This is a genomic window from Clavibacter davisi (assembly GCF_052751415.1).
On sequence record NZ_CP199882.1, the window covers coordinates 2,860,989 to 2,885,436 of the forward strand.

At 70.6% G+C, this 24,448-nt stretch carries 24 protein-coding genes; 5 read left to right on the forward strand and 19 right to left on the reverse strand.

The features are described from left to right. Positions 1–42 precede the first annotated feature (42 nt). Positions 43–1,116 carry a glycerophosphodiester phosphodiesterase family protein gene (locus ACU4ZT_RS13485; protein WP_445337353.1) on the reverse strand — a complete coding sequence of 358 codons (1,074 nt, stop codon included), beginning with the start codon at positions 1,114–1,116 and terminating at the stop codon, positions 43–45. Between the two features lie 131 nt (positions 1,117–1,247). Between ACU4ZT_RS13485 and ACU4ZT_RS13490 the strand changes: the two genes are divergently transcribed. Beyond that, the gene (locus ACU4ZT_RS13490; RefSeq protein WP_063070851.1) at positions 1,248–2,051 is read left to right on the forward strand and encodes a Bax inhibitor-1/YccA family protein; all 804 of its coding nucleotides are present in this window, start codon (positions 1,248–1,250) and stop codon (positions 2,049–2,051) included. Between the two features lie 101 nt (positions 2,052–2,152). Here the strand turns inward: ACU4ZT_RS13490 and guaA are convergent, their stop codons facing one another. From guaA to guaB, 8 genes are all read right to left on the reverse strand, one after another. Next, positions 2,153–3,733 carry a glutamine-hydrolyzing GMP synthase gene (guaA, locus tag ACU4ZT_RS13495; RefSeq protein WP_445337354.1) on the reverse strand — a complete coding sequence of 527 codons (1,581 nt, stop codon included), beginning with the start codon at positions 3,731–3,733 and terminating at the stop codon, positions 2,153–2,155. After that, positions 3,730–4,266, reverse strand: a complete 537-nt coding sequence (locus ACU4ZT_RS13500) for a DUF3817 domain-containing protein (protein WP_063070849.1) — start codon at positions 4,264–4,266, stop codon at positions 3,730–3,732. The genes guaA and ACU4ZT_RS13500 overlap by 4 nt, the downstream gene beginning before the upstream one ends. Before the next feature lie 9 nt (positions 4,267–4,275). Next, positions 4,276–5,250 carry an SURF1 family cytochrome oxidase biogenesis protein gene (locus ACU4ZT_RS13505; protein WP_270981794.1) on the reverse strand — a complete coding sequence of 325 codons (975 nt, stop codon included), beginning with the start codon at positions 5,248–5,250 and terminating at the stop codon, positions 4,276–4,278. Further along, complete coding sequence (locus tag ACU4ZT_RS13510) at positions 5,250–6,791, reverse strand: cation:proton antiporter (RefSeq protein ID WP_270981793.1); 1,542 nt, start codon at positions 6,789–6,791, stop codon at positions 5,250–5,252. Before ACU4ZT_RS13510 ends, ACU4ZT_RS13505 begins: the two co-directional genes overlap by 1 nt. Positions 6,792–6,794: 3 nt before the next feature. After that, a complete protein-coding gene (locus ACU4ZT_RS13515) occupies positions 6,795–7,328 on the reverse strand; it encodes a cation:proton antiporter regulatory subunit (protein WP_445337355.1) in 534 nt (177 codons plus the stop codon). A 100-nt stretch (positions 7,329–7,428) separates the two neighbouring features. Then, on the reverse strand, positions 7,429–8,547 hold the full coding sequence (locus ACU4ZT_RS13520; RefSeq protein WP_414748674.1) for a GuaB3 family IMP dehydrogenase-related protein: 1,119 nt from the start codon (positions 8,545–8,547) through the stop codon (positions 7,429–7,431). Further along, entirely contained in the window at positions 8,540–9,688 is a 1,149-nt protein-coding gene (locus tag ACU4ZT_RS13525) for a hypothetical protein (protein ID WP_414764010.1), read from the reverse strand. The genes ACU4ZT_RS13520 and ACU4ZT_RS13525 overlap by 8 nt, the downstream gene beginning before the upstream one ends. A 176-nt stretch (positions 9,689–9,864) precedes the next feature. Further along, positions 9,865–11,367 carry an IMP dehydrogenase gene (guaB, locus tag ACU4ZT_RS13530; protein ID WP_063070844.1) on the reverse strand — a complete coding sequence of 501 codons (1,503 nt, stop codon included), beginning with the start codon at positions 11,365–11,367 and terminating at the stop codon, positions 9,865–9,867. Positions 11,368–11,604: 237 nt separating this feature from the next. Between guaB and ACU4ZT_RS13535 the strand changes: the two genes are divergently transcribed. Genes ACU4ZT_RS13535 through ACU4ZT_RS13550 form a run of 4 tightly spaced genes read left to right on the forward strand, consistent with a single transcriptional unit; the run spans position 11,605 to position 15,720 of the window. Next, positions 11,605–13,071 carry a branched-chain amino acid ABC transporter permease gene (locus tag ACU4ZT_RS13535; protein WP_270981791.1) on the forward strand — a complete coding sequence of 489 codons (1,467 nt, stop codon included), beginning with the start codon at positions 11,605–11,607 and terminating at the stop codon, positions 13,069–13,071. Between the two features lie 6 nt (positions 13,072–13,077). Continuing rightward, entirely contained in the window at positions 13,078–14,049 is a 972-nt protein-coding gene (locus tag ACU4ZT_RS13540; protein ID WP_063070842.1) for a branched-chain amino acid ABC transporter permease, read from the forward strand. Next, positions 14,042–14,965 carry an ABC transporter ATP-binding protein gene (locus ACU4ZT_RS13545; RefSeq protein ID WP_063070841.1) on the forward strand — a complete coding sequence of 308 codons (924 nt, stop codon included), beginning with the start codon at positions 14,042–14,044 and terminating at the stop codon, positions 14,963–14,965. Before ACU4ZT_RS13540 ends, ACU4ZT_RS13545 begins: the two co-directional genes overlap by 8 nt. After that, a complete protein-coding gene (locus tag ACU4ZT_RS13550) occupies positions 14,962–15,720 on the forward strand; it encodes an ABC transporter ATP-binding protein (RefSeq protein WP_445337356.1) in 759 nt (252 codons plus the stop codon). Before ACU4ZT_RS13545 ends, ACU4ZT_RS13550 begins: the two co-directional genes overlap by 4 nt. A gap of 233 nt (positions 15,721–15,953) precedes the next feature. Here ACU4ZT_RS13550 and ACU4ZT_RS13555 read toward each other — a convergent pair whose 3' ends face one another. The 10 genes from ACU4ZT_RS13555 to ACU4ZT_RS13600 all read right to left on the reverse strand — a co-directional run bounded on the left by ACU4ZT_RS13555 (position 15,954) and on the right by ACU4ZT_RS13600 (position 24,268). Continuing rightward, entirely contained in the window at positions 15,954–17,171 is a 1,218-nt protein-coding gene (locus ACU4ZT_RS13555; RefSeq protein WP_270981790.1) for an ABC transporter substrate-binding protein, read from the reverse strand. A 241-nt stretch (positions 17,172–17,412) separates the two neighbouring features. Next, a complete protein-coding gene (rarD, locus tag ACU4ZT_RS13560; protein ID WP_445337357.1) occupies positions 17,413–18,366 on the reverse strand; it encodes an EamA family transporter RarD in 954 nt (317 codons plus the stop codon). 87 nt (positions 18,367–18,453) lie between these two features. Continuing rightward, a complete protein-coding gene (locus ACU4ZT_RS13565; RefSeq protein ID WP_445337358.1) occupies positions 18,454–19,260 on the reverse strand; it encodes a hypothetical protein in 807 nt (268 codons plus the stop codon). After that, on the reverse strand, positions 19,257–19,733 hold the full coding sequence (locus ACU4ZT_RS13570; protein ID WP_445337359.1) for a hypothetical protein: 477 nt from the start codon (positions 19,731–19,733) through the stop codon (positions 19,257–19,259). The genes ACU4ZT_RS13565 and ACU4ZT_RS13570 overlap by 4 nt, the downstream gene beginning before the upstream one ends. A 124-nt stretch (positions 19,734–19,857) precedes the next feature. Then, positions 19,858–20,631 carry a hypothetical protein gene (locus tag ACU4ZT_RS13575; RefSeq protein ID WP_445337360.1) on the reverse strand — a complete coding sequence of 258 codons (774 nt, stop codon included), beginning with the start codon at positions 20,629–20,631 and terminating at the stop codon, positions 19,858–19,860. A gap of 26 nt (positions 20,632–20,657) precedes the next feature. Next, a complete protein-coding gene (locus ACU4ZT_RS13580) occupies positions 20,658–21,113 on the reverse strand; it encodes a hypothetical protein (RefSeq protein WP_063070834.1) in 456 nt (151 codons plus the stop codon). Positions 21,114–21,159: 46 nt separating this feature from the next. Further along, positions 21,160–22,266, reverse strand: coding sequence for a hypothetical protein (locus ACU4ZT_RS13585; protein ID WP_063070833.1), 1,107 nt, complete (start codon positions 22,264–22,266; stop codon positions 21,160–21,162). Continuing rightward, on the reverse strand, positions 22,263–22,586 hold the full coding sequence (locus ACU4ZT_RS13590; RefSeq protein ID WP_445337361.1) for a DUF6507 family protein: 324 nt from the start codon (positions 22,584–22,586) through the stop codon (positions 22,263–22,265). Before ACU4ZT_RS13590 ends, ACU4ZT_RS13585 begins: the two co-directional genes overlap by 4 nt. Positions 22,587–22,891: 305 nt before the next feature. Beyond that, positions 22,892–23,467 (reverse strand): hypothetical protein, encoded by a 576-nt coding sequence (locus ACU4ZT_RS13595; protein WP_131798097.1) that lies wholly within the window; start codon positions 23,465–23,467, stop codon positions 22,892–22,894. A 273-nt stretch (positions 23,468–23,740) separates the two neighbouring features. Further along, positions 23,741–24,268 carry a hypothetical protein gene (locus tag ACU4ZT_RS13600; RefSeq protein ID WP_270981786.1) on the reverse strand — a complete coding sequence of 176 codons (528 nt, stop codon included), beginning with the start codon at positions 24,266–24,268 and terminating at the stop codon, positions 23,741–23,743. Between the last annotated feature and the right edge of the window lie 180 nt (positions 24,269–24,448).

Sequence of the window (24,448 nt, forward strand, 5' to 3'; positions counted from 1 at the left end):
CGACGCGGCCGGGCACCTCGCGCGCCGCCGGGCGGGCCTCCCCTACCCGGCGGCCACGCCCGCCGCTTCCGCGCGGTCGGCCACGAGCCGCACCGCCAGGTCGGGATGGTCGGCGAAGACGCCGTCGACGCCCGCGTCCAGCAGGCGGCCCCAGTACGCGCGGTGGTCGCCGTGGTCCGACTTCGCGCCGGCGCCGCGGAGGGGACGGGGGAGGAACGCGTTCTCGGGCCGGAGCGTCCACGTGAAGACGGAGAGCCCCGCGCGGTGCGCCCGGTCGACGAGGTCCGAGACGGGCGCGTCGCCCGGGCTCCCGGCACCGCCGAAGCCGGCCGCCGGGCAGATGCGCTCGAGGCCCACGCTGATCCCGTCGACGTCCGCGGCGAGCGCCGCCAGCCCGGCGTCCGTGAGCTGCGCGTCGAACGTGATCGCGTCGTCGCCGTGCCGCGCGACCTCGTCGATCGCGGCGCCGCGACCCTCGAGGAGGTAGACGAGCCGGGCGCGGATCCCCCGCTCCCGCACGCCCAGCAGCACGTCGCGCTCGAACGACTCGATGGTGAGCCGCGAGGCGTCCGAGGCCCAGCCGTGGGCCTCGAGGTCGCGGGCGAGCAGCTCGTCGAGCGGCATCCCGAGGCCGGCGAAGTGCGTGGCGTGCTTGATCTCGGCGACCATCCCGAACGGGCGGCCACGGCGCGCGGACTCCTGGTCGATGATGCGCAGCAGGTCGGGCAGCGAGAGCACCGTCTCCTCGTCGTCGTGCGCGGCGCTCGCGGGGCGGACGGCCGGGATCCGCTCGCGGCAGCGGAGCGTGCGGATCTCGGCCCACGTCATGTCCTCGGTGAACCAGCCGGTGCGCTCGACGCCGTCGACGACGCGGGTGGCGCGGCGGTCGGCGAACTCGGGACGGTCGACGACGTCGGTCGTGCCGGACAGCTCGTTCTCGTGGCGGATGACGAGCACGCCGTCCGACGACGCGACGAGGTCGGGCTCGACCGCGTCGGCGCCCTGGGCGAAGCCGAGCCGGACGGCGGAGGCGGAGTGCTCGGGGCGGTAGCCGCTGGCTCCGCGATGGGCGATGACGAGGGGGCGGGGGCGGGAGGCGTGATGCACGCCGCGCACGCTACAGGCGCCGGGTGGACGGCGGGCGCGTACTCATCTGGGGAAATTCAGGGCCCGCGCGAGTGCTTTCCCAGCCTGGTCGGCTAAATTGACCCCGATCACGTTCATCCACCATCGAGAGTAGAAGGATCATGGCCAACCCCACGTTCTCCAACAACCCGGTCTTCAACGGCCGAGGTGCGACGCCCACGAGGGATGTGACCCCGGAGAGCCTCGACGAGCTGTACAGCCGCCCGTCCGCGACGGCCTCCGAGACCGACCGCATGACCTTCGAGGACACGACCGTCAAGACGGTCAGCCTGCTCGCCATCGTCGTCGTCCTCGGCGCGGTCGCGTGGCTCTCGGGCCCGCTCGCGCTCCCCCTCGCCATGCTCGGTGCCATCGGCGGCCTCGTGCTCGGCCTCGTCAACTCCTTCAAGAAGGAGCCGTCCGTCCCGCTCATCGTCGCGTACGCGGCGTTCGAGGGGCTCTTCGTCGGCGGCATCTCGCGCGTCTTCGAGGGCATCTACCCCGGCGTCGCCACGCAGGCGGTCCTCGGCACGGCGGCCGTCTTCGTCACCGTGCTGCTGCTGTTCCGCAGCGGCAGGATCCGGGCGTCGAAGAAGGCCACGAAGATCTTCATGGTCGCCATGGTCGGCTACCTGCTGTTCTCCGTGCTGAACTTCGCCCTCATGGCGTTCGGCGTCACGAACAGCGCGTTCGGCCTCCGGAGCGAGCCCGTCTTCGGCATCCCGCTCGGCGTGATCCTCGGCATCTTCGTCGTGATCCTCGCGTCGTACTCGCTGGTGCTCGACTTCGACTTCATCCAGCGCGGCGTCCGCTCGGGCGCCCCGCGTCGCTACGGCTGGACCGCGGCGTTCGGCCTCGTGGTCACCATCGTGTGGCTGTACGTCGAGCTGCTCCGCCTGTTCGCCATCCTGCGCGGCAACAACTAGCACCACCGCAGGTCCCCGGCACAGCACCGCGGACCTGCAGCACGACGAAGGCCGCTCCCCGAGGGGAGCGGCCTTCGTCGTTCACGGCGTGCGCGGGAGGATCACTCCCACTCGATGGTGCCCGGCGGCTTCGACGTGACGTCGAGCACGACGCGGTTCACGCCGTCCACCTCGTTCGTGATGCGGTTCGAGATGCGCGCGAGCACGTCGTACGGCAGGCGGGTCCAGTCGGCGGTCATCGCGTCCTCGCTGGAGACGGGACGCAGCACGATCGGGTGGCCGTAGGTGCGACCGTCGCCCTGCACGCCGACCGAGCGGACGTCCGCGAGCAGCACGACGGGGCACTGCCAGATCTCCTGGTCGAGGCCCGCGGCGGTGAGCTCGGCGCGCGCGATGGCGTCGGCCTTGCGCAGCAGCTCGAGGCGCTCGGCCGTGACCTCGCCGACGATGCGGATCCCGAGGCCGGGGCCGGGGAACGGCTGGCGTCCCACGATGACCTCCGGCAGGCCCAGCTCGCGGCCGATGGCGCGCACCTCGTCCTTGAACAGGGTGCGGAGCGGCTCGACGAGCTCGAACTTGAGGTCCTCCGGGAGGCCGCCGACGTTGTGGTGGCTCTTGATGTTCGCGGTGCCCGTGCCTCCGCCCGACTCCACCACGTCCGGGTAGAGCGTGCCCTGCACGAGGAAGCGGATGGGCTCGCCGTCGGCCTTCGCCTCGAGCACGAGCGCCTCCGCGGCGCCCTCGAACGAGCGGATGAACTCGCGGCCGATGATCTTGCGCTTGGCCTCGGGATCCGTGACGCCCGCGAGCCCGTCGAGGAACTGCTCGGCCGCGTCGACCGTGACGAGGCGGACGCCCGTGGCGGCCACGTAGTCCTCCTCGACCTGGCGGCGCTCGTCGCGGCGCAGGAGGCCGTGGTCGACGAAGACGCAGGTGAGCTGGTCGCCGACCGCGCGATGCACGATGGCCGCGGCGACCGCGGAGTCGACGCCGCCGGACAGGCCGCAGATGACCTTCGCGTCGCCGACCTGGGCGCGGATCCGCTCGACCTGCTCGGCGATGACGTTGCCGCTGTTCCAGTCGCCGGGGATGCCGGCGGCGCGGTGCAGGAAGTTCTCGAGCACGGCCTGGCCGTGCGCGGAGTGCTTGACCTCGGGGTGCCACTGCACGCCGTAGAGGCGGCGCTCGTCGCTCGCGAAGGCGGCGACGGGCGTGGAGGCGCTGGAGGCGAGCACCTCGAAGCCCTCGGGCGCCTTCGACACGGAGTCGCCGTGGCTCATCCACACGGTCTGGTCGTCGGGCTGGCCGTCGAGCAGGGTGCTGCCGGGCGTGAGCGTGACCGCGGTGGATCCGTACTCGCGCTGCCCGGTGTGCGCGACCTCGCCGCCGAGGGCGCGGGCCATGACCTGGAAGCCGTAGCAGATGCCGAGCACGGGGACGCCGAGGTCGAGGATCCCCTCGTCGAGGCCGGGCGAGCCCTCCTCGTAGACGCTCGACGGGCCGCCGCTGAGGACGATGCCGGACGGGTCCTTCGCGCGGATCTCCTCGGCCGTGATCGTGGACGGCACGATCTCCGAGTAGACGTTGGCCTCGCGGACGCGGCGGGCGATCAGCTGCGCGTACTGGGCGCCGAAGTCGACGACGAGGACGGGGCGCTGGTTCGTGGGGTTGTCGACGCTCAAGTGGTGGCCTCCGTGGTGGTGGTCGGGTCGATGGGTCGGGGGTCCTCGTCGTCGCGGTCGGCGGCGTTCGCGCGCCGCGGGGTCTCGAGCTTCGCGATGACCTCCCGCACCTGGCGCGCGATGCGCGACTCGACGACGAAGGAGAGGAACGGCACGACGCCGCCCGCGGCGATGAGGATGAAGCGGGTGAACGACCAGCGCATCTTCTGCCAGAGCAGGAAGTCGCTGATGAGGTAGACCACGTAGATGTTGCCGTGGACGATCTGGATGATGAGGCTGAGGTTCGTGCCCGTGAGGGTGTCGGCCGGCGACAGCGCCAGGAAGCCGGACGGGCCGTTCAGCTCGAGCTCGTAGCCGGCGCCCGCGAGGTACTGCAGGGATCCGTCGACGAACTGGAAGCCCGGCAGGTACTTGAAGCCCATCTCCACGACGAGGAGGAGCAGGAACGCGCCGGTGATGAACGCCATGACGCGGTAGAAGCCGAGGACCCTCCGGATCTGCGGGACGTCGGAGCGCTTGAGTCCGTAGGCCATGCGTGGATCCTACCGGTCGGCGTCTGCGCGGCTCCCGCGGCGGGGAGCGCCGGAGACCTCGTCGTCGGCATCCTCGGGGAGCGGATCCTCGTCGTCCTCGTCCTCGTCGTCCTCGCGGTAGCCGGGCTGCTCGCGCGTCCACGCGTCGCGGACGGTGCGGTACCAGATGACGATGGCGAAGATCGCGAAGACGGCCCACTCGGCCGCGTAGAAGATGTTGAGCCAGTTGAGCTGCACGGCCTCGCTCGGCGGCGGCGAGTCGATGGCCTGGAGGCCGGCGACCGGGGTCGACGCGACGATGAAGCCGTTGTAGACGTCGCCCACGTCGCCCGGCCAGAGGTTGACGAGCGCGGAGGTGGCGAGGCGCGTCATGCGCGCGGGGTCCTGGCCGGATCCGGGCGGCTCGGGCGACTCGCTCGGGAGGAAGCGGCCGACGAGCTCGGCGTCGCCCGTCGGCGCGCCGACGCCCGCGTTCAGCGCGGCGGCGACGCCCGCGGCATCGGCGTCCGTGGCGGCCCAGCCGAGGGCGACGGGCACGCTGTCCGGGAGGCCGCCGTCGGTGTCTCCCCCGGGCGCGCCCGCGTCCGAGATGGCGAGGTGGCCGACGACCCAGGCGCCCGTGCGTCCGTCGTTGAGGCGGTCGGACACGACGACGTAGTCGCCGGGCACCAGGGATCCCGACACCGTGACCAGGTGACCCGCCGACCGGTCCGTCACGTAGCCCTGCGGCTCGACGAGCGTGCCGAGCGGCAGCGCGGTCTCGGTGTCGCGCTCGATGACGACGCCGGACTCGACCGCGCGCGCCAGCTGCCACTGCCCGAGGGCGGCGAAGCCCGCGGCGATGAGGAGCGCCAGCGCGAGCAGCGCGATGAAGCGGGGTCGGCGGGCGACCTGGCCGACGGTGGGAGCAACGGGGTCCGCCTCGTCGGCGAGGTGCGCGGATCCGGCGGCGGGGCCGGGGCGGGGCTCGGGTGCGTGCGTCATCAGTAGTCGGGTTCCCGTTCGCGGGTGGGCGGTGTCCAGGTGTCGTGGTCGGACTGCTGGCCGGCCTGCTCGGCGCGACGCCGGTCGGGGGCGGGGTGCCCGTCGGCGTCGTCGTCGTCGGGCGCACCGGCGTCGGGGCCGACCGCCGCGGCGGTCGGTCGGCGGGCGCCGTCGGCCTCCGGGCCGGTGCCCGGCGCCATGCCGCGGGCGGCCGTGCCCGGACGGGATCCCGTCACCGCGAGGCCGTCGTCGTACGCCTCGGAGGCCGCGTCGCCACGCGCCTCGCCGCGCTCGGCCGCCTCGAACAGCGCCAGCGCGTCCGCCCGCTCCGCGTCGCGCTCGGCCTTGGCGGCGGCCCGCTTGGTGGCGGAGCGGTAGCGGGTGGGCAGCACGGCCGTGCCGATGCGCACCGAGTTGGCGGCGAGCAGCGGCCCCATGATCGCCATCACGAGGACGTAGAGGCCCGCGAACGGCTGGATGCGCTCGTCGAGCCCCGCCGAGAGCGAGAGCGTCGCCAGGATGAGCGCGAACTCCCCCCGGTTCTGCAGGATGAAGGCCGTGTTGATACCGGCCTGCGCGCCGTGCCCGTTCAGCCAGGCGACGAACTGGCCGGCGATGAGGTTCAGCGCGACGGTCATCAGCACGGCGACGAGCACCGGGATCAGGACGGTGGGGAACTCCCGCGGGTCGAGCGCGAGGCCGAAGTTGAGGAAGAAGAACGCGCCGAAGACGTCGCGGAGCGGGATGGCGATCTGCTCGATGCGGTTGCGCATGCGCGTCGCCCCGAGCACGAGGCCGATGAGGAACGCGCCGATCGCGTCCGTGACGCCGAGCACCTCGCCGATGCCGCCGAACAGGATCGCGAGGCCGAAGAACAGCACCGTGAAGAGCTCCACGTCGCGCGTGCGCATGAAGCGCGACAGGAACGCGCCGCCCTTCCGCGCGACCGTGAACATGACCACGAGGAACGCGAACGAGATCGCCAGCTGCCCGACCACGGCCCACGGCTCCGTCTGGCCGCTCAGGACGACCGACACGATGGCGAGGTACACGGCGATGAAGATGTCCTCGACCACGGTGACGCCCAGGATCATGGGCGTCTCGTCGTTCGCGAGGCGGTTCAGCTCGATGAGGAGCTTCGTGACGATGGCGCTCGACGAGGTCGCCGTCATGCCCGCGATGACGAGCGCCTCGCGCGTGCCCCAGCCGAGGGCGAAGCCGAACGCGAACCCGACGCCCATGTTGATGAGCACGTACGAGCCGCCCGAGACGATGAGCTTGCCGGCGTTGCCGAAGAACTCGTCCTGGTCGAACTCGAGGCCCAGGTTGAACAGCAGCAGGATCAGGCCGAAGACGGCGATGAGCTCGATGTCGCCCGAGGCGAAGTCGAGCGGGAACCACTCCACGCTCGGGCTCGCGAGGAGCCCGACGAGCATGTAGATGGGGATCGCGGGCAGGCCGATGCGCTTGCCGAGCTGGCCGAACGCGTAGGCGAGGACGAACAGCAGGCCGAGGACGATGAGGTCGAGGCCGTGATGCACCCGCTACCCTCCGTCCGGCGCGGAGCCGGAGGCGGGGCGGTGCGGGAACGCGCCCGTCCGGTAGAACGCGAAGGCCTTGGCGACCTTCTCGGGGGATCCGGCCACCACGAGCGTGTCGCCCGGGTAGACGGTGAAGTCGTCGGACGGTGCCGGGTTCGCGGACTCGCCGCGGACGACCGCGACCACCGTGAGGCCGACGACGCCGCGGGACGCGAGGTTGCCGAGCGCCTGTCCGGCGATGTGGTCGTCGTAGTCGACCGTGAACCAGTCGATGCTGAGGCCGGGGATCTGGTCGAGCTTGTCGAGCGACTCCGTGATGCGCGTGCCGCCGAGGAGCTCGGCGAGCGTGTGGGCCTCGTCCTCGCTGAGGCGGAGCGACACCTTCTGCGTGTCGGGCCCGTCCTGCTCCTCGGAGAAGGTGATCAGGTCGCTGTGGCCGGAGCGGTGGGCGATGACGCCGACCTTGCCCCCATCGTCCGTGATGAAGGTGTGCAGCACGCCGACACCCGGCAGCTTGACGCGACGGACCTCCGCCATGCGCGCACCTCCCTCTTCCTGTGGTTCACAACGCGGGCCGCGCCCCGCATGTTCCCGTGCCGCCTGCGCGATCCGGACCGGCCGGGCGGCCGGACGCGGGCTACTTGCCGTACGGCGCGACGACGACCTCGACGCGCTGGAACTCCTTGAGGTCGGAGTAGCCGGTGGTGGCCATGGCACGACGGAGCGCGCCGACCAGGTTGGCACTCCCGTCGGCAGTGGTGGACGGGCCGTAGAGGATCTGCTCGAGGGGCGCCACCTGGTCGACCCGCACGCGGTGCCCGCGCGGGAGCTCGGAGTGGTGCGCCTCGGCGCCCCAGTGGTAGCCCTGGCCGGGCGCATCGGTGGCGCGGGCGAGCGTGCTCCCGAGCATGACCGCGTCGGCGCCGACCGCGATGGCCTTGACGATGTCGCCCGAGCTGCCGAGACCGCCGTCCGCGATGACGTGCACGTAGCGGCCGCCGGACTCGTCCATGTAGTCGCGGCGAGCGCCGGCGACGTCGGAGAGCGCGGTAGCCATGGGCGCGTGGATCCCGAGGGTGGACCGGGTGGTGGACGCCGCTCCCCCGCCGAACCCGACGAGCACGCCGGCCGCGCCCGTGCGCATGAGGTGCAGGGCCGCCGTGTAGGTGGCCGCGCCCCCGACGATGACGGGCACATCGAGCTCGTAGATGAACTTCTTGAGGTTGAGCGGCGCCGCGCCCTTGGAGACGTGCTCGGCGGAGACGGTGGTGCCGCGGATGACGAAGAGGTCGACGCCCGCTGCGACGACCGTCTCGTAGTGGTCGGCGGTGCGCTGGGGCGAGAGCGCGGCGGCGACGACGACGCCGGCCGCGCGGATCTCGGCGATGCGCGCGGTGATGAGCTCGGGCTTGATCGGCTCGGCGTAGATCTGCTGCATGCGCGCGGTGGCCGACTCGGGCGGGAGCGAGCGGATCTCCTCGAGCAGCCGCTCGGGGTGCTCGTACCGGGTCCAGAGGCCCTCGAGGTCGAGGACGCCGACGCCGCCGAAGCGGCCCATCGCGATGGCCGTGGTCGGGGAGACCACGGAGTCCATGGGCGCCGCGAGGATCGGGATCTCGAACTGGTACGCGTCGATGGACCACGAGACCGAGACGTCCTGCGGGTCGCGCGTGCGCCTCGACGGGACGATGGCGATGTCGTCGAACGCGTACACGCGGCGGGCGCGCTTGGCGCGGCCGATCTCTACATCACTCACCCCCACAGCCTAGCGGCGGGCTCCTGCGCGGCCGGTCGTCGGCCGGGCCGCCGCGACCACCCGGGACCCCGGCGGGCGCGGACCGCCGCTCCGGCTCGAGGCCGGCGTGGAGGAGGAGCGCCCTCAGGCGCCCTGCCCCCAGGACGTCGCGCTCGGCGACCTCGATGACGCGCCAGCCGCCGTCCGATCCCTCCGAGTCGCCCGTCGGCCCCGTCGCCGGCGCGGCCGTCGGAGCGTCGCGAGGGGACCCGCCGAGGATCCGCAGAGCCACCCGCTCGCGCGGCCACGCCAGGGCGAGCCGCGCGTGCCCCGGCACGAGCGGCGCGACGACGGGGGCGGGGAGTCCCGCCTCGTGGACGACGCCGCGGGCGACGGACTCGACCGCGGAGGCAGCGGCCCCGTCGGCCGCCGCGACGAGCATCTCGGAGCGTCGGCTCCAGGGGCCGGGCCCGCGCAGCGCGCGCTCCGCCTCCAGCTCGGAGCGGGCGGCGCGCCCGGGCCGCTCCTCGGCGAGCGCCGCGTCGAGAGCGACGAGCCCGTGCGCGAACCAGCCGGGACCGCGCGGCGCGGCGGATCGGACGGCCTCCATCGCCGCGTCGTGGGAGGCGGCGAGCGCGGCGGCGGCCAGGCCCGGCGCGCGGACTGCGTCGGCGACGGTTACCAGCGGGGACCGCCCCTCCGCCGGGTCCCGCACGACGCGCGTGCCGGCCCGGCGGCCCGGGGACGTGCCCGGCGCGTCGAGCAGCGTCACGAGCGCGGGCCAGGGCGCGATGCGCGGCAGGTCGTGCACGGCCGCCGCCGACGCCCCGCCCAGCACCACGGGCGTCGTCGAGACGCGGGCCAGCGCGCGGATGCGCAGGAGGTGCCGCTCCCGCGCCGACACCGCCTCCCACGCTCGCCGGTCCACGTGCACGCCGGCGCGCAGCCGCACGAGCTCGCCGCGCGCCTCGGCACGCGCCACCGTGGCGGCCTCGGCGCGTTCCTCGACCGCGGCGACCGCCGTGCCCGCGCCTGCTGCCGGAGCCGCCGCCGGGGGCCCCGAGAGGATCAGGACCACACCGGGCGGACCGAGCGCCCACGCGCGGAGGCCGGGGACGGGTGGAGGGGGAGGCGGGCAGCAGGAGGGCGGATGCGAGGGCATGCGGGCAGTGTCGCCGCGTCGCCGATGCGGTGGGCCGCTCGTCGACGACGCGCCGGACGCGCGTGGCCGCCCGTCGCCTGTGAGGGAGGCCCGGGACGCGGAGGAGGGGCCGGCGCACGATGCACCGGCCCCTCCTCGGCCGCGCGGGACCCGAGCGGCTCCCGCCCGCTCCCGCGTCAGCGCCGGTAGTTGGGCGCCTCGACGACCATCTGCACGTCGTGCGGGTGCGACTCCTTGAGCCCCGCCGCCGTGATCCGCACGAAGCGGCCGCGGTCCTTCAGCTCGCCGACCGTGCGGGCGCCGACGTAGAACATCGACTGCCGGAGGCCGCCCGTGAGCTGGTACACCACGTTCGCGAGGGACCCGCGGTAGGGCACCTGGCCCTCGATGCCCTCGGGGATGAGCTTGTCGTCGCTCGGCACGTCGGACTGGAAGTAGCGGTCCTTCGAGTACGAGGTCTTGGATCCGCGCGTCTGCAGGGCGCCGAGCGAGCCCATGCCGCGGTAGCTCTTGAACTGCTTGCCGCCGACGAACATGAGGTCGCCGGGGCTCTCGTCGCAGCCGGCGAGGAGGCTGCCGAGCATGACGGTGTCCGCGCCGGCGACGAGCGCCTTCGCGATGTCGCCCGAGTACTGCAGCCCGCCGTCGGCGATGACGGGGATGCCCGCCGCGCGCGCCGCCAGCGACGCCTCGTAGACCGCGGTGACCTGCGGCACGCCCACGCCCGCGACGACGCGCGTGGTGCAGATGGATCCGGGGCCGACACCCACCTTGATCGCGTCGGCGCCCGCGTCGATGAGCGCCTGGGCACCCGAGCGCGTGGCGACGTTGCCGCCGATCACGTCGACGTGCGCCGACGCGGGGTCGGACTTGAGGCGGCGGATGATGTCGAGCACGCCCTTGCTGTCGCCGTTGGCCGTGTCGACGACGAGCACGTCGACGCCCGCGTCCACGAGGGCCATGCCGCGCTGCCAGGCATCCCCGAAGAAGCCGATGGCCGCGCCGACGCGGAGGCGCCCCTCGGCGTCCTTCGTCGCGTCGGGGTACTGCTCCGACTTGTCGAAGTCCTTGACCGTGATGAGGCCGCGCAGCTTGCCCGCGTCGTCGACGAGCGGGAGCTTCTCGATCTTGTGCTCCGCGAAGATCGCGATGGCGTGGTCCGGGTCGATGCCGACGCGGCCGGTGATGAGCGGCGTGCGGGTCATGACGTCGCGCACGAGGGTGGTCGCCGCCTGCACGGGCGACACGAAGCGCATGTCGCGGTTCGTGATTATGCCGACGAGCGTGCCGTCCGACTCCACGACCGGGAGGCCGGAGACGCGGAACTGGCCGCAGAGCGCGTCGACCTCGGCGACCGTGGCGTCGGGGCGCGTGGTGACGGGGTTGGTGATCATGCCCGACTCGCTGCGCTTCACCTTGTCGACGAAGGCGGCCTGGTCCTCGATGGAGAGGTTGCGGTGGATCACGCCGAGGCCGCCCTGGCGCGCCATCGCGATGGCCATGCGCGCCTCGGTGACGGTGTCCATGGCGGAGGAGAGGAGGGGGGCGGCGACGCTGATGTTGCGCGTCAGCCGGGAGGTGGTGTCCGCCTCGCTCGGGATGACGTCGGTGTGCCCCGGCAGGAGCATGACGTCGTCGTAGGTGAGGCCGATGACGCCGAACGGGTCGGACTGATCCAAGTTCCCTCCAGGGGGATGAGAGGCGGGTGGTGGGGCCGGGGGACCGCGTCGGCAACCGGTGTGTCGATGTTAACCGCCGTAGCCGGTGCGCATTCCCGCCGTAGCACGCCGCCACGCGGCACACGGCTGAAACATCCAGGACATAATCAGCACGTACTGTCAACCAACGTCGTCCTGACGGTAGTCGCGGCGCCTGCGCGGATCTCACCATCCGCCGGCTCCCCCCATGGAGGTCTAGTGATAGCCACTGGTTCGGCCGGAGCGCGCGCGCAGCGCGTCTGGGCCCTGATTCTCGCGGTGGCGTTCGCCTGCGCCGCGCTCGTCCTCTCGGCCCCGGCCGGCGCCCACGCGGATCCGCGCGGGGCACCGCAGGCGGTCGACCCGGCCACCGCCGAGCAGTCGCTGCTCGTCTGGGTGCGGGCCGACGCCGACAAGACGGGCATCGCCGGCGTCACCGTCACGGTGACCGGCGGCGGCGTCGAGACCACGGGCGTCACCGGCGCCGACGGCAAGGCCGAGGTCGGGCTCGCCGCGCCGGGGTCGTTCACCGTCCAGGTCGACGAGTCGACCATCCCGCAGGGCGCCGGCGTCCCCCGCGCCGGCTCGAGCCCGCGCGAGATCGACGTCTCCCCGGGCAACAAGGGCGTCCCGGCCTTCTTCTTCGTCTCGCCCGACGCGGCGGCGGGCGGCTCCGGCGGGTCGACCCCCGCGCCGAGCGCGAGCGCCGGGGCCGGCGCGTCCACCCCCACCGGGGGCGAGACGGCCGCGCCGGACACCGAGACCGGCGCGGTCTCCGGCACCGCGGAGCCCGTGACCCAGAACAACTTCTGGAAGATCTTCTGGCCCAAGGTGGTGACCGGCCTCATCTTCGGCCTCCTCCTCGCCCTCGCGGCCATCGGGCTCTCCCTCATCTACGGCACCACGGGCCTCAACAACTTCGCGCACGGCGAGCTCGTCACCTTCGGCGCGCTGATGGCGTACCTCTTCAGCAACCTGCTCGGGCTCAACCCCGTGCTCGCGATCGCGATCACGGTGGTCCTCGGCGGGGCGTTCGGGTACGCGCAGGACTGGCTCATCTGGAAGCCGCTGCGGAAGCGGAGCCTCGGGCTCGTGCCGCTGATGATCGTCACCATAGGCCTCTCGCTCGCCCTGCGCTACCTCTTCCAGTTCATCTTCGGCGCCGACCGCCTGACGCTCCCCAACAGCCCCGCGCCGTTCCTCGTGGTCGGGCCGGTGAGCCTCAAGTTCACCGACGTCGCCGGCGCGATCGTCTCGATCGTGCTGCTCCTGGCGGTCGCGTACGTGCTGCTCTACACGAAGATCGGCAAGGCCACCCGCGCCGTCTCCGACAACCGCTCGCTCGCGGCCGCGTCCGGCATCGACGTGGAGCGTGTGATCCGCGTGGTCTGGGTCGGCGGCGCCGCCCTCGCCGCGCTGTCGGGCGTCTTCATCGCCTACTACCAGTCGCTGCGCTGGGACACGGGCGCGTCCATCCTGCTGCTCGTCTTCTCCGCCGTCGTGCTCGGCGGGCTCGGGACGGCGTTCGGCGCCCTCATCGGCTCGATCGTGATCGGCGTGTTCATCAACGTCAGCACCATGGTCCTGCCCGAGAACATGAAGTACGTGGCCGCGCTCGTGGTCATGATCGTCATCCTGCTCATCAGGCCCCAGGGCATCCTGGGCCGGAAAGATCGGATCGGTTAGCCGCGCATGAACACCAACTTCATCTTCCTGGCGATCGGCGAGATCTTCTCGCCCACCACCGCGGCGTACGCGCTCGCGACGGTCGGCCTCGTGGTGCACTTCGGCTTCACGGGACTGCTCAACTTCGGACAGGCCGGGTTCATGGCCATCGGCGGATACGCGTTCGCCGTCACTGCGGTCATCTACGGCTGGCCCGTGTGGGCGTCCCTCCTCATGGCCATCCTGGCGTCGACCGTGTTCGCGCTCATCCTCGGCATCCCGACGCTGCGGCTGCGGGCGGACTACCTCAGCATCGTGACCATCGCGGCCGCGGAGATCATCCGGTTGAGCGTCAAGACACCCGAGTTCTCGGACGTCACGGGCGGCTCCGAGGGCATCAACGGCGCGGCCGTCGGCTTCAACGAGCTGAACCCGCTGCCCGAGGGCCGCTTCGGCGCCGGCGTGCTCACGTACTCCTCCGACCAGTGGTGGATCCGCATCGTCGGCTGGGGCCTCGTGGGCATCGCCTGCCTCCTCGTGTTCCTCCTCATGCGCAGCCCCTGGGGCCGCGTGCTGAAGGGCGTGCGCGAGGACGAGGACGCCGTCCGCGCGCTCGGCAAGAACGTGTACTCCTACAAGATGCAGGCGCTCGTGCTCGGCGGCGTGTTCGGCGGGCTCGCGGGCGTGGTCTTCATCCTCCCGAGGTCGCTGCAGCCCGACAACTACGGCACGCAGCTCACGTTCTTCCTCTACACGATCATGCTGCTGGGCGGCGCCGCGACCATCTTCGGCCCCGTCATCGGCTCGATCATCTTCTGGGTCACGCTGTCGCTCTCGGACGGCCTGCTCAGCCTCGCGGTCACCAACGGCTGGCTGCCCATCTCGAGCACCCAGCAGGGCCCGATCCGCTTCATCATCGTGGGCGTCGCGCTCATGCTGCTCGTGATCTTCCGACCACAGGGCATCTTCGGGAAGAAGAAGGAGACGCACTTTGCCTGACAAGACCCCGGTCTCGGCCATCCTCGACGGCGACGCCGGGCCCGGCTGCGCCAAGAAGGACCCGATCATCGTCGCGCACGGCGTCAGCCGCCAGTTCGGCGGCCTCACGGCGGTCGACGTGGAGCACCTGGAGATCCCGCGCGGCTCCATCACCGCGCTCATCGGCCCGAACGGCGCCGGCAAGACCACGTTCTTCAACCTGCTGACCGGCTTCGACAAGCCGAACACCGGCACGTGGGAGTTCTCCGGCAGGGACCTCGCCGGGATGAGCGCGTTCCGCGTGGCCCGCCTCGGCATGGTGCGCACCTTCCAGCTCACCAAGGCCCTCGGCGGCATGACCGTGCTGGAGAACATGCGCCTCGGCGCCACCGGCCAGGGCGGCGAGAACTTCTTCTCCGCGCTGATCCGCCCGCTGTGGCGCACGAAGGAGGACGCGATCACGGAGCGCGCCCGCGGGCTCCTGAAGAAGTTCAAGCTCGACGCCAAGGAGGAGGACTACGCGGCCAGCCTCTCCGGCGGCCAGCGGAAGCTCCTCGAGATGGCCCGCGCGCTCATGACCGAGCCCGAGCTGGTGATGCTCGACGAGCCCATGGCCGGCGTGAACCCGGCGCTCACGCAGTCGCTGCTCCACCACATCCTCGACCTCAAGACCGAGGGCATGACCGTGCTGTTCGTCGAGCACGACATGCACATGGTCAACGAGATCGCCGACTGGGTGGTCGTCATGGCCGAGGGCCGCATCGTCGCCGAGGGCCCGCCCTCGACGGTGATGAGCGACCCGGCCGTCATCGACGCCTACCTCGGCGCTCACCACGACACCGACCTCGGCACGCTCACGGGCCAGCGCGAGGTGGCGAAGGACATGGAGTCCGACCTCGTCAAGGACGAGATCGAGAAGGAAGCGGCAGAGAAGTGACGACAGAGCGGGTCCTCCAGACCACCGACCTCCACGCGGGCTACCTGCCCGGCGTCAACATCCTCAACGGATGCAACGTGCACGTCGACAAGGGCGAGCTCGTCGGCATCATCGGCCCGAACGGCGCCGGCAAGTCCACGCTCCTCAAGGCGATCTTCGGCCAGGTGGACGTGCGCGGCGGCAGCATCGAGCTGAACGGCCAGGACATCACCGGGCTCAAGGCCGACAAGCTCGTCTCGCGGGGCGTCGGCATGGTGCCGCAGAACAACAACGTGTTCCCCACCCTCACCATCGACGAGAACCTGCAGATGGGCGCCTACCAGAAGCCCAAGATGTACAAGGAGCGGCTGGCGTTCGTCACCGACCTGTTCCCGGAGCTCGGCAAGCGGCTGAAGCAGCGCGCCGGATCCCTCTCCGGCGGCGAGCGCCAGATGGTCGCCATGTCGCGCGCGCTGATGATGGACCCGACGGTGCTGCTCCTCGACGAGCCGTCGGCGGGCCTCTCCCCCGTGCGCCAGGACGAGACGTTCATCAACGTCGCGCAGATCAACCGCGCGGGCGTCTCCGTGATGATCGTGGAGCAGAACGCCCGCCGCGCGCTGCAGATCTGCGACCGCGGCTACGTCCTCGACCAGGGCAAGGACGCGTACGAGGGCCGGGGGCGCGAGCTCATGAACGACCCGAAGGTCATCGAGCTGTACCTCGGCACCCTCGCGGCCGACCAGGAGAAGGCGAAGGTGGCGCCCCAGCCCTGATCCGCCCTCCCGCACCACGCGACGCGGCATCCCTCCGGGGGTGCCGCGTCGTCGTGTCGGGGGCGGGGCGGGGAGCGGGAGCACGTCGACGGCGAGGCGCACGGGCCGGTGGGTGATCCCGCGATCGCCGTGGTGGACGCCGCCGCACGCCCGCGGGGCCTCGGCTCCACCCCGAGCACGCCGGAGGGCCCGGTCCATGCGGACCGGGCCCTCAGCAGTGCGTGGTGCGGGTGCTAGTTCAGCTTGCCGTAGACCTGCTCGGAGAAGGTGCGCGTGTTGCCCTGGCCGTACTTGTAGACGGAGACGTACGCCTCGGTCGGGTCGCCGTTGTCATCGAACGTGATCGGGCCGGAGAGGCCGTCGTAGTCGATGTCGGTGCCCTCCTTGATGAGCTTCGCGCAGTCGGCGAACGACTCGCACTTGGTGCCGCCCTCGGAGACCGACTTCAGGTTGGCCTTCAGCGTCGCGCCGTCGGTGCTCTTGCCCTGGAGAGCGGCGAGCGCGAGGAGCACGGTGCCGTCGTACGACTCGGCCGAGTAGCTGAAGACCGTGAGGGCGGGGTCGCCTTCGGCCTTCACCATGTCCTGGAGGCGGGACTGGAAGTCCTCCTTGGCCTCGACGCCGGGGTTCGTGAACTGCGCACCCGCGATGTCGACGTTGGTGTCGGCCTCGGTGATGATGCCGTAGTTCCCGTCCGTGCCGTAGAACTTGTTGAAGTCGAAGCCCTTCGACGCGAGCTGGTCGGCGATGGTCTTGACCTCGTCGAACGAGATCACGACGAGCGCGTCGGGGTTCGGCGCGAGCACGGACGTGATGGCGCTGTTGAAGTCCGTCGCGGACGGCTCGAACACCTGCTCGGCCGCGATGGTGGCGCCGTTGTCCTCGAGCGTCTTCTTGATGTTCGCCTCGAGGCCCGTGCCGTAGGCGTCGTTCATGTAGAGGATCGAGACGTTGGTCTTGCCGTCCTTCAGGATCTTGTTGCCGAGGATGCGGCCCTGGAGCACGTCCGAGGGGGCGGTGCGCCAGAAGTATCCGTCGTCCTTGTAGGTCGAGAAGTCGGGCGAGGTGTTCGCGGGCGACAGCTGGACGACGCCGGCCTGGGTCACCTGGTCGATGAAGGTCTTCGAGACGCCAGAGGACGCCGCGCCGATGATGGCGCTGTTGCCGTCCGCGATGAGCGAGGTGGCCGACTGGCTGGCGATGTCGGTCGTGGTGTCGCCCGAGTCCTTGTCGGTGACGGTCACCTGGATGCCGGCCTTGGCATCGTTGATGTCCTTCTCGGCGAGCCCGACGCCCGCGATCTCGGGCGGGCCGAGCACGGCGAGGGAGCCCGTCTGCGGCAGGATCGTGCCGATCTTGAGGTCCAGGTCGCCGCTCGCGGTGGTGCCGCCGCTGCCGCCGCCGCCGGAGCAGCCGGCGAGGACGAGGGCGCCGGCGACCGCGATGGTCACCGCGCTGAGGGCTGTGCGGGCAGATCGTGAGCGGGAGGATGAGACCCTGCCGAATGCGCTCATGGTGCTCCTTATGGATGTGTGTGGTGATGCTCGGGAATGTGGTGCATGAGGCCCGCGAATGCGCGCCTCGCCTGGTGCGACCCTAGGGCGCGGATGAGACGGGCACAATGCATCGGCATTTCCGTCGTGTAACGCGACCGGATCGTTACCGTTCGCGCGATGCGCGACGGGATCCGCATCAGATGCCGTCGACGACCGCTGAATCCCTCCGGATGGGCGTCGACGCCATGCCCGGCCGACGAGACGCCCGGAGCATGTCCACGGTGAGCAGCACGAGCGCGGCCCAGACGATCGCGAAGCCGGCCCAGCGCTCGGGCGGCATCGCCTCGTGCAGCACGAACACCCCGAACGCGAACTGCAGCAGCGGCGCCAGGTACTGCGTGAGGCCGATGACGGAGAGCGGGAGCCGGCCCGCGGCGAAGCCGAACAGGAGGAGCGGGCCCGCGGTGACCACGCCCGTGCTCACGAGGAGCAGCGTGTGCCCGAGCGAGACCGTGCCGATGGTGAGCCCGGCGCCCGCACCCGTGATCACGAGCATCACCGTCGCCGCGGGGACGAGCCACGCGGTCTCGAGCGCGAGGCCGGAGAGCGCGTCCGCTCCCCCGCTGACGCGCTTCTTCACGAGCCCGTAGAGGCCGAAGGACCCGGCGAGCGCGAGCGACACCCACGGCAGCTGCCCGTAGCCGATCGCGATGACCGCCACCGCGACCGCGGACAGGCCGACCGCCGCCCACTGCAGCGCACGCAGGCGCTCGCGCAGGAGGATCACGCCGAGCAGCACCGTGACGATCGGGTTGATGAAGTAGCCGAGCGCGGTCTCGACCACGTGGCCGGACAGCGTGCCGTACACGTAGACGGTCCAGTTGACGAGGATCAGGTGCCCGGCGAGGGCGAGGCCGAACAGGAGCCGCGGCTGCCGCGCGATGGCGACCAGGTGCGGCCACCGCCGCGCGAGCGTGATGACCAGGGCGCACACGACGAGCGAGAAGAGGATCCGCCAGCCGACGATCTCGAACGCGCCCGCCGGCACCAGCAGGAGGAAGAACACCGGGAGGACGCCCCAGAGACCGTAGGCGCCGATCGCCGCGAGGAGGCCGGTGCGGGTGGGGGTGTCGCGCGGTTCGGGTGTCACATCCGTGAGGCTAGCGCGCGCTCGAGCGGTCCGAGAGGTGCTCCGCGACTGGTCCACGCGTCACCCGAGCGCGCTCTTGCCGCGGCCTCACCTGCGGAGAGCGGCCATGGTGTCGAAGAACAGCTCGAGGGCGCTCCGCATCACATCGGTGCCGGACACGACGGCGAGTCGCACGCGTCCGTCCGGCAGGTCCTCCGGCTGGAACCAGCCGACGTCGCCTGTCCGGATGGCCTCGTACTTGATGCCGGCCTGGGGCGAGGCGACGGTGTATCGAGTCCACTCCCCGGCAGCCCAGGCTCGGGCGGTCATCCAGCTCGCGCCTTCGGGGACTGCCGGCTCGTTGCCGGGCGCCGCGTCGATGCGGTGGGTGATCAGGTCAGCGTCGAACTCGCCCCGCCCTTCTCCGTGGGGGAAGGCCCACGCGGGACCGATGCGCATCCAGGAGATGAGGAGGCCGAAGGACGCCGACATGGTCGTGGAGTGGATGGACATGACGGTGGAGCCGTCGGGAAGGGGGAGCTCGGCGACGACCAAGGCCTCCCTGCCGGAGTACCAGCTGTTGAGGATCCGGCGTCGTCGGCCGGTGTCCGCGAGCACCCCGAACACGATCTTCGCGGTCGCACGGACGCGCAGCAGACCCTCTCCCGCGGGGGTCAGCCCGCCGAGTCGATCGAGGAGGCCGAGGGCGCGGAGCTCGTCGGTCTCGCCCGGGGCTCGTCCGACCCGGGCGAAGATGCCGCGTCGCCTGATGAGCCACAACTGATCCCAGGCAGCGCGGCTCATCCGCATCTCGCCGAGCGGGAAAGGCTGCTGGGACGCGACGCCGACGAGCTGCTCGAAGGGCTTGCCCTCGTTCTGGGAGCTCGCCTCGTCATCCAATGCGATGTCGATCATGCGATGCCCTTCAGCTGTGCGGTGCGCGATATCCGGCTGAACACGACCTCGAACTGCAGCGTGTCCATGACGTCGCAGCTGGCGGTGACCTCCATCACCTGGGTTTCGGTGACGAGAGCTCGGCGCGTGACCTCCACGCACACCCCGGACGCCTCGTAGAGGAACTTGACGTAGCGCCCCGTGAGCCCCGGGTACAGCCACTCCTTGTCGGCCACGACATGGGACCAGCCCGGGAGCGCCAGCGCCTCGGCGACCGAACGCGCACCCAGCTGCTCCACCGTCTCGATGGAAGGGCGCACTACCACCACGATGTTCGCCCGGAAGGTGCTCTTCCGCCCGGTTCGCTCGGCGACCGTGAGCACACGGTCGTCCTCGGAGGGCAGAGCCTCCCAGAAGTCGGGGATCTCGACCGTCGCCAGCGAGCTCTCGATCGTCGCCCAGTCCTGCATCAGGGCGTCATCGTGGGTGGGCATCCATCTCCTCTGACCTTCCGTCTTCACGTCAGCCGACTCGTCTCCGATGACCTGCCGCTTCCTGGACGAGAGGTCACGGTGGCATCGACACCGCCGGAGCGTCGCGCATATGGACCAGCCTCGGTCAGCGCGTCGCGCGCACCGCCTGCAGGAACAGGCCGACGACGTCGCGCATGACGTCGAGGGGTGACTCGGGTGCCAGCCTGACGCGGCCGTCCGGCAGCTCCTCCGGCTTGAACCAGCCGACCTCTCCGGTCCGGATCCGGTGGAACGCCATGTCCGCGGCGGGAGACCCGACGTAGTAGCTGGTCCACTCCCCCGCGCGCCACGCACGGGTCGTGGTCTGGCTGGCATCCGAGGGAAGCGGGATCTCCGCATCCGGCGCCGCGCCGATGCGCCGCTTCACCGCAGCGGCATCGTGCGTGCCGTCGCCGATGTCGTGACCGAAGGTCCATGCCGGCCCGATCCGGAGCCACGAGATGAGCAGGCCCAGCGACGCGGAGAAGGTCGTGCGGTGGATGGACATGACCGTCGACCCGTCTTCCTGAGGGATCTCCGCGGCGACGAGCGCGTCACGGCCGACGTACCACCCGGTGAAGGTGCGCCGCTTACCGTGCGCGTCTGCCGTGCCGCCGAAGTTCAGGACCGCGGTTGCGCGGACACGCAAGAGGTCCTCGCTCGCCACCGACAGGCCACCCCTCCGGTCGAGCAGACCCGCACGGGACAGCTCCGCCACCTCCGCGGGGTCGCCGCCGAGACGCGCGAAGATCCCGCGCCTGCGGATCGACCACAGCTTCTCCCACGCCGCCGGGCTGAGCAGGATCGAGCTGGCCGGGTACGGCTGCATCCCGGCGACCCGGGTGACCAGCTCGAACGGCCTGCCGTCGCCGCGTGCCACGGCCTCTTCGTCCAGCCTGATGCCGGTCATGCCTGCACCGCCACTCGCGCAGTGCGCGCGATCGTCTTGAACAGATCCTCGAAGCGCAAGCGGTCGACGATGTCGCAGCTCGCCGTCACCTCGAGGACGTGCGAGCCGGTGACCAGCGCGGAGCGCGTCACGGCGACGCACCTCCCGGCGGTCTCATGGACGAAGTTCACCACGCGCCCGGTCGTGTCGGGACGCCGCCATTCGGAGTCCGAGACCACGTGCGACCAGCCCGGGTACACCAGGCCCTCCGCGATGCTCCGCGCGCCGAGCTGGATCACGGTCTCCGTCGAGGCGCGCACCACGACGATGACGTTCGCCCGGAATCCCTCGTCGGGCGTGCTCGGGTTCGCGATGGCGACGGCGCGGTCATCATCTGACGGCAGCCTCTCCCACGTCGGGGGCATCTCCATGTGCAGCCACGGGGTCTCGATGCCCGTCCAGTCCTCTGTCATTTCATCGCTTTCTCAGTACTCAAGTAGCCGTATCGCCTCGCGCGCGTCATCCGAAGAAGTGATCAACGAAGTTGGTGAAGCCCTCTCCTGAAGTCGATCCTATTTTATCGCCGATATATCCTCCGGCAAGGCCGCCGAGGAAACCACCGATCTCCGCACCGACCACGGTACCCAGCGGAGGAAAGACTGCACTGCCGACCACAGCGCCCAGGCCTTCTCCGGCGACTGTGCCTATCTCGCCGCCGACTATGCTGCCCGCCACTCCTCCTACCGCAACTACCGCAGCATGCGTCGTCGCGTGTGTGGCCCGCTCGGTAGGATTCCAGTCGGGATGTTCCGCCTCATCGTGGTCGTACGTATTGGCGAATGCCGCCGCACCCGATACCAGCACGCCTGCGGCCCCTAAGCCTCGGGCGATTCCTTCCCCCGCAGCACCGACTTCGGCGACACGCCTACCCAGGGCCTCGTCGCCCGCCGCAGTCAGACGCTCAGAGGCAGGTTGCGCGCCGTCGACGACTGGCTCCGCAGTGTGGTTGCCGTCTTGTTCCGTGATCCCCAATAAGTCCGTCACGGCGTGAAATGCGTCTTTGACCTTCGGCGAATCCTTAATGAGGTCCGTACCACCATCGATCCCGAGCTTCAGGGCCGGCTGCTCCAGCGTCTCGCCGATCCCCTGCACCGCATCCACGAGCGCATCGCCTGCGTATCGCGTCAGCTTGAGCAGAGCCTCTGCACATTCCTCGTCGGCATGGTCGACTTCGTTGTTGAATCCGTCGATGATGCCCGGGGCGAGCGGAATCGCGGTGGCAACCTCGGATGATTTGTCCGCCGCCAGGGAATCCGCCGCCTCCTTGCGCTTGGCCGGCAGGTCGGCGAGAGACGTCGAATAGGCGAGGAGCGCCGCTTTCGCCGCGGCGGCATCCTCACCAAGGGTCCTCGAGAGCGTCTGCGCGGAGGAGAGGGCATCGAATAGTCGTGCGGAGTCAGGGGTGTCGAATACGTCGACAGCCGAGAGGCCTGACCATGATCGGGTGATTGACTGCATGGCCTCGTCCATCGCCGCGCCGATCTTGTCGAAGGCGGCAGCCGCAGTCTCGACATCGGCCGCGCTCGGTATGTCCGACAGCCGGTCCGCGGGATCGGATGACGTCATCGGCCCGCCCCCTGGGAGAGGTTGGTGGCCATCTCGTCGTCGCCTTGGGCGTAAGCGTCAAGGGCGAGCTGCGTCTGGTCGATGACCTTGCCCACTGCGGAGTCGACCGCGGCGATCTGGGACAGGAGAGGATTCCCGCTGATGAGGGCGAGCGCTGCCGCTGTCTTGGGTCCGACGACAGCAGAGGCACCTTCGATGGCCTTCGTGACTGCCGCCTTGGCGGTGTCCAGCCCGGACAGGTCATTGCGCGTGGCGGTGAGGACGGTCCTCACCGTGTCGGGATCGATCCTCCAGCCGTTGCCGCTGGTCTGCCCGGTCATGCCGCGCGGCCTTCCCAGGAGGACGAGTTCGTCACAGTGGGCCGGTGTCCCGCCGCGAAGTGACGACGACCGCTGACGGACGCGACGATAGGAGAGACGGTAGCAATCGAGGCAAGCATGATCGGCGAGATTCTGGACACGGGCGGAGCCTTACACGCGGTAGGAGTTCGGCACCGCTCTTGTGCACAGGGGAGGCGTCGAGCTACTTCCGCTCTGGGGGGAGCCGGAACGTGAGGCAGTCCGCTCAGCGCCCTGAGCGGCCGAATCTCGCACGTAGGGCCGCCGCACCCTTCGCGAGGACTCGATCAGTCAGCTGAGCCGAACGTCTTCCTCATCACTTCTTCCAAGGGGACGCCGTCTCGTGTCCCCTTCGGCGACGGGGCGTCCTGCTCCGAACCCGCGACGGTCGACCGCACAGCGGACGCATCGCGTGAGACAGCAGCACCTCGAGATGACTCCGACGCTCGGCGGTCGAGGCCCTTCGCGGCCCTGTACCACCGAGGCAGGAGCACGCGGGGCATGAACCCCATGCCGATCAGGCCTAGCACCACGATGGCTACTACGAGGAATGCAACCGGCATCTGAGCCGGAGGAGGCAGGACGAGCGCCACAGCCCCGAGGAGAAGGCCCACTCCCGTCCAGCCGATGCCCAACGGTAGGTACGGGAAGTAGTAGATGCTCACCACAGGTGGCTTCCACCGAGCCCACGACCTCCAAAGTCCAGAGTAGGCGAGAGCACCCACAGTGAGGAAGACGATCGCCGGGACGAGCAACCGGGCCGCTATGCCAAGGGAAGACGCGTCCTGGCTCGAGGCACTCGTCATGCCGACGATCGCGGTCGAGGATGACGAAGCGGAGATCGGGAGCAGAAGCAGCAGCACCTGCCGAGTCTCACAAATCGGGGGAACCCCGTCGGCCGTCCCCCACACCCCCTGCCCTCGAGAGCCGGCGGTCGCTCAGGAGCACAACCCTCGTGCGCGCCTCCTCCGACCCCGGAAAAGGTGTCGACATCGGGCTCGGCTCCGAGCCATCACCTCGACGAACGGGCCCCACCGGAGAGTCATCGATGTAGGCGTCTCGCCGCCGCTCGATGTCCCTTCCGAAGCGACGCACGCATGGGCGCCTCCCGGGCGCGAGAGGAGCGACACCTCGACTCAGTCGGATGACCCGAAGGCCTTCCTCATCACTTCTTCCATCGCGACGCCGTCTCGTGTCCCCGTCGGCGACTCAGCACCCGGGCATGCGCGCTCGTCGCCCGCCCGCCCGTTGGGCGAGTCGCGTGAGAATGTGGCGCCTAGAGACGCATCCGCCGCTCGGCGGTCGAGGCCCTTCGCGGCCCTGTACCACCGAGGCAGGAGCGCCCGGGGCATGAAGCGCATACCGATCAAGCCGAGAAACACGATCGCCACGCCGAGGTAGATGACCGGCATCTCGATCGCCGGAGGCAGGAACAACCCTGGAGCCATGACCGCGTAGCCCACCCCCATCCACCCGATGCCGAGCGGCAGATACGGGAAGTAGTAGATGCTCACCACAGGGGGCTTCAAGCGAGCCCACCACCTCCACAGTCCGGAGAATGCCAGCAGCCCGATGGCGAGAAACACGATGGCCATCACGAGTCCTTCAGCCGCGATGCCGAGGGAGGACATGCCTCCGCTCGCGCCGCTCGTCTCGCTCAGCATCGCTCTGAATGAATACGCAGGAGACGACCGGAACGGGAGCACCTGCTGAGCCTCGCAGATGGTGGGAATTGCGCCGGCTGTCGCCCACAGCCTGAGCACCTTTCCACCTCACCTGCTGAGGCGAGAGGGCATTCGCCAGCAATAGGGTCCAGGTGATCGACTCGACCGAGCTTCCACACT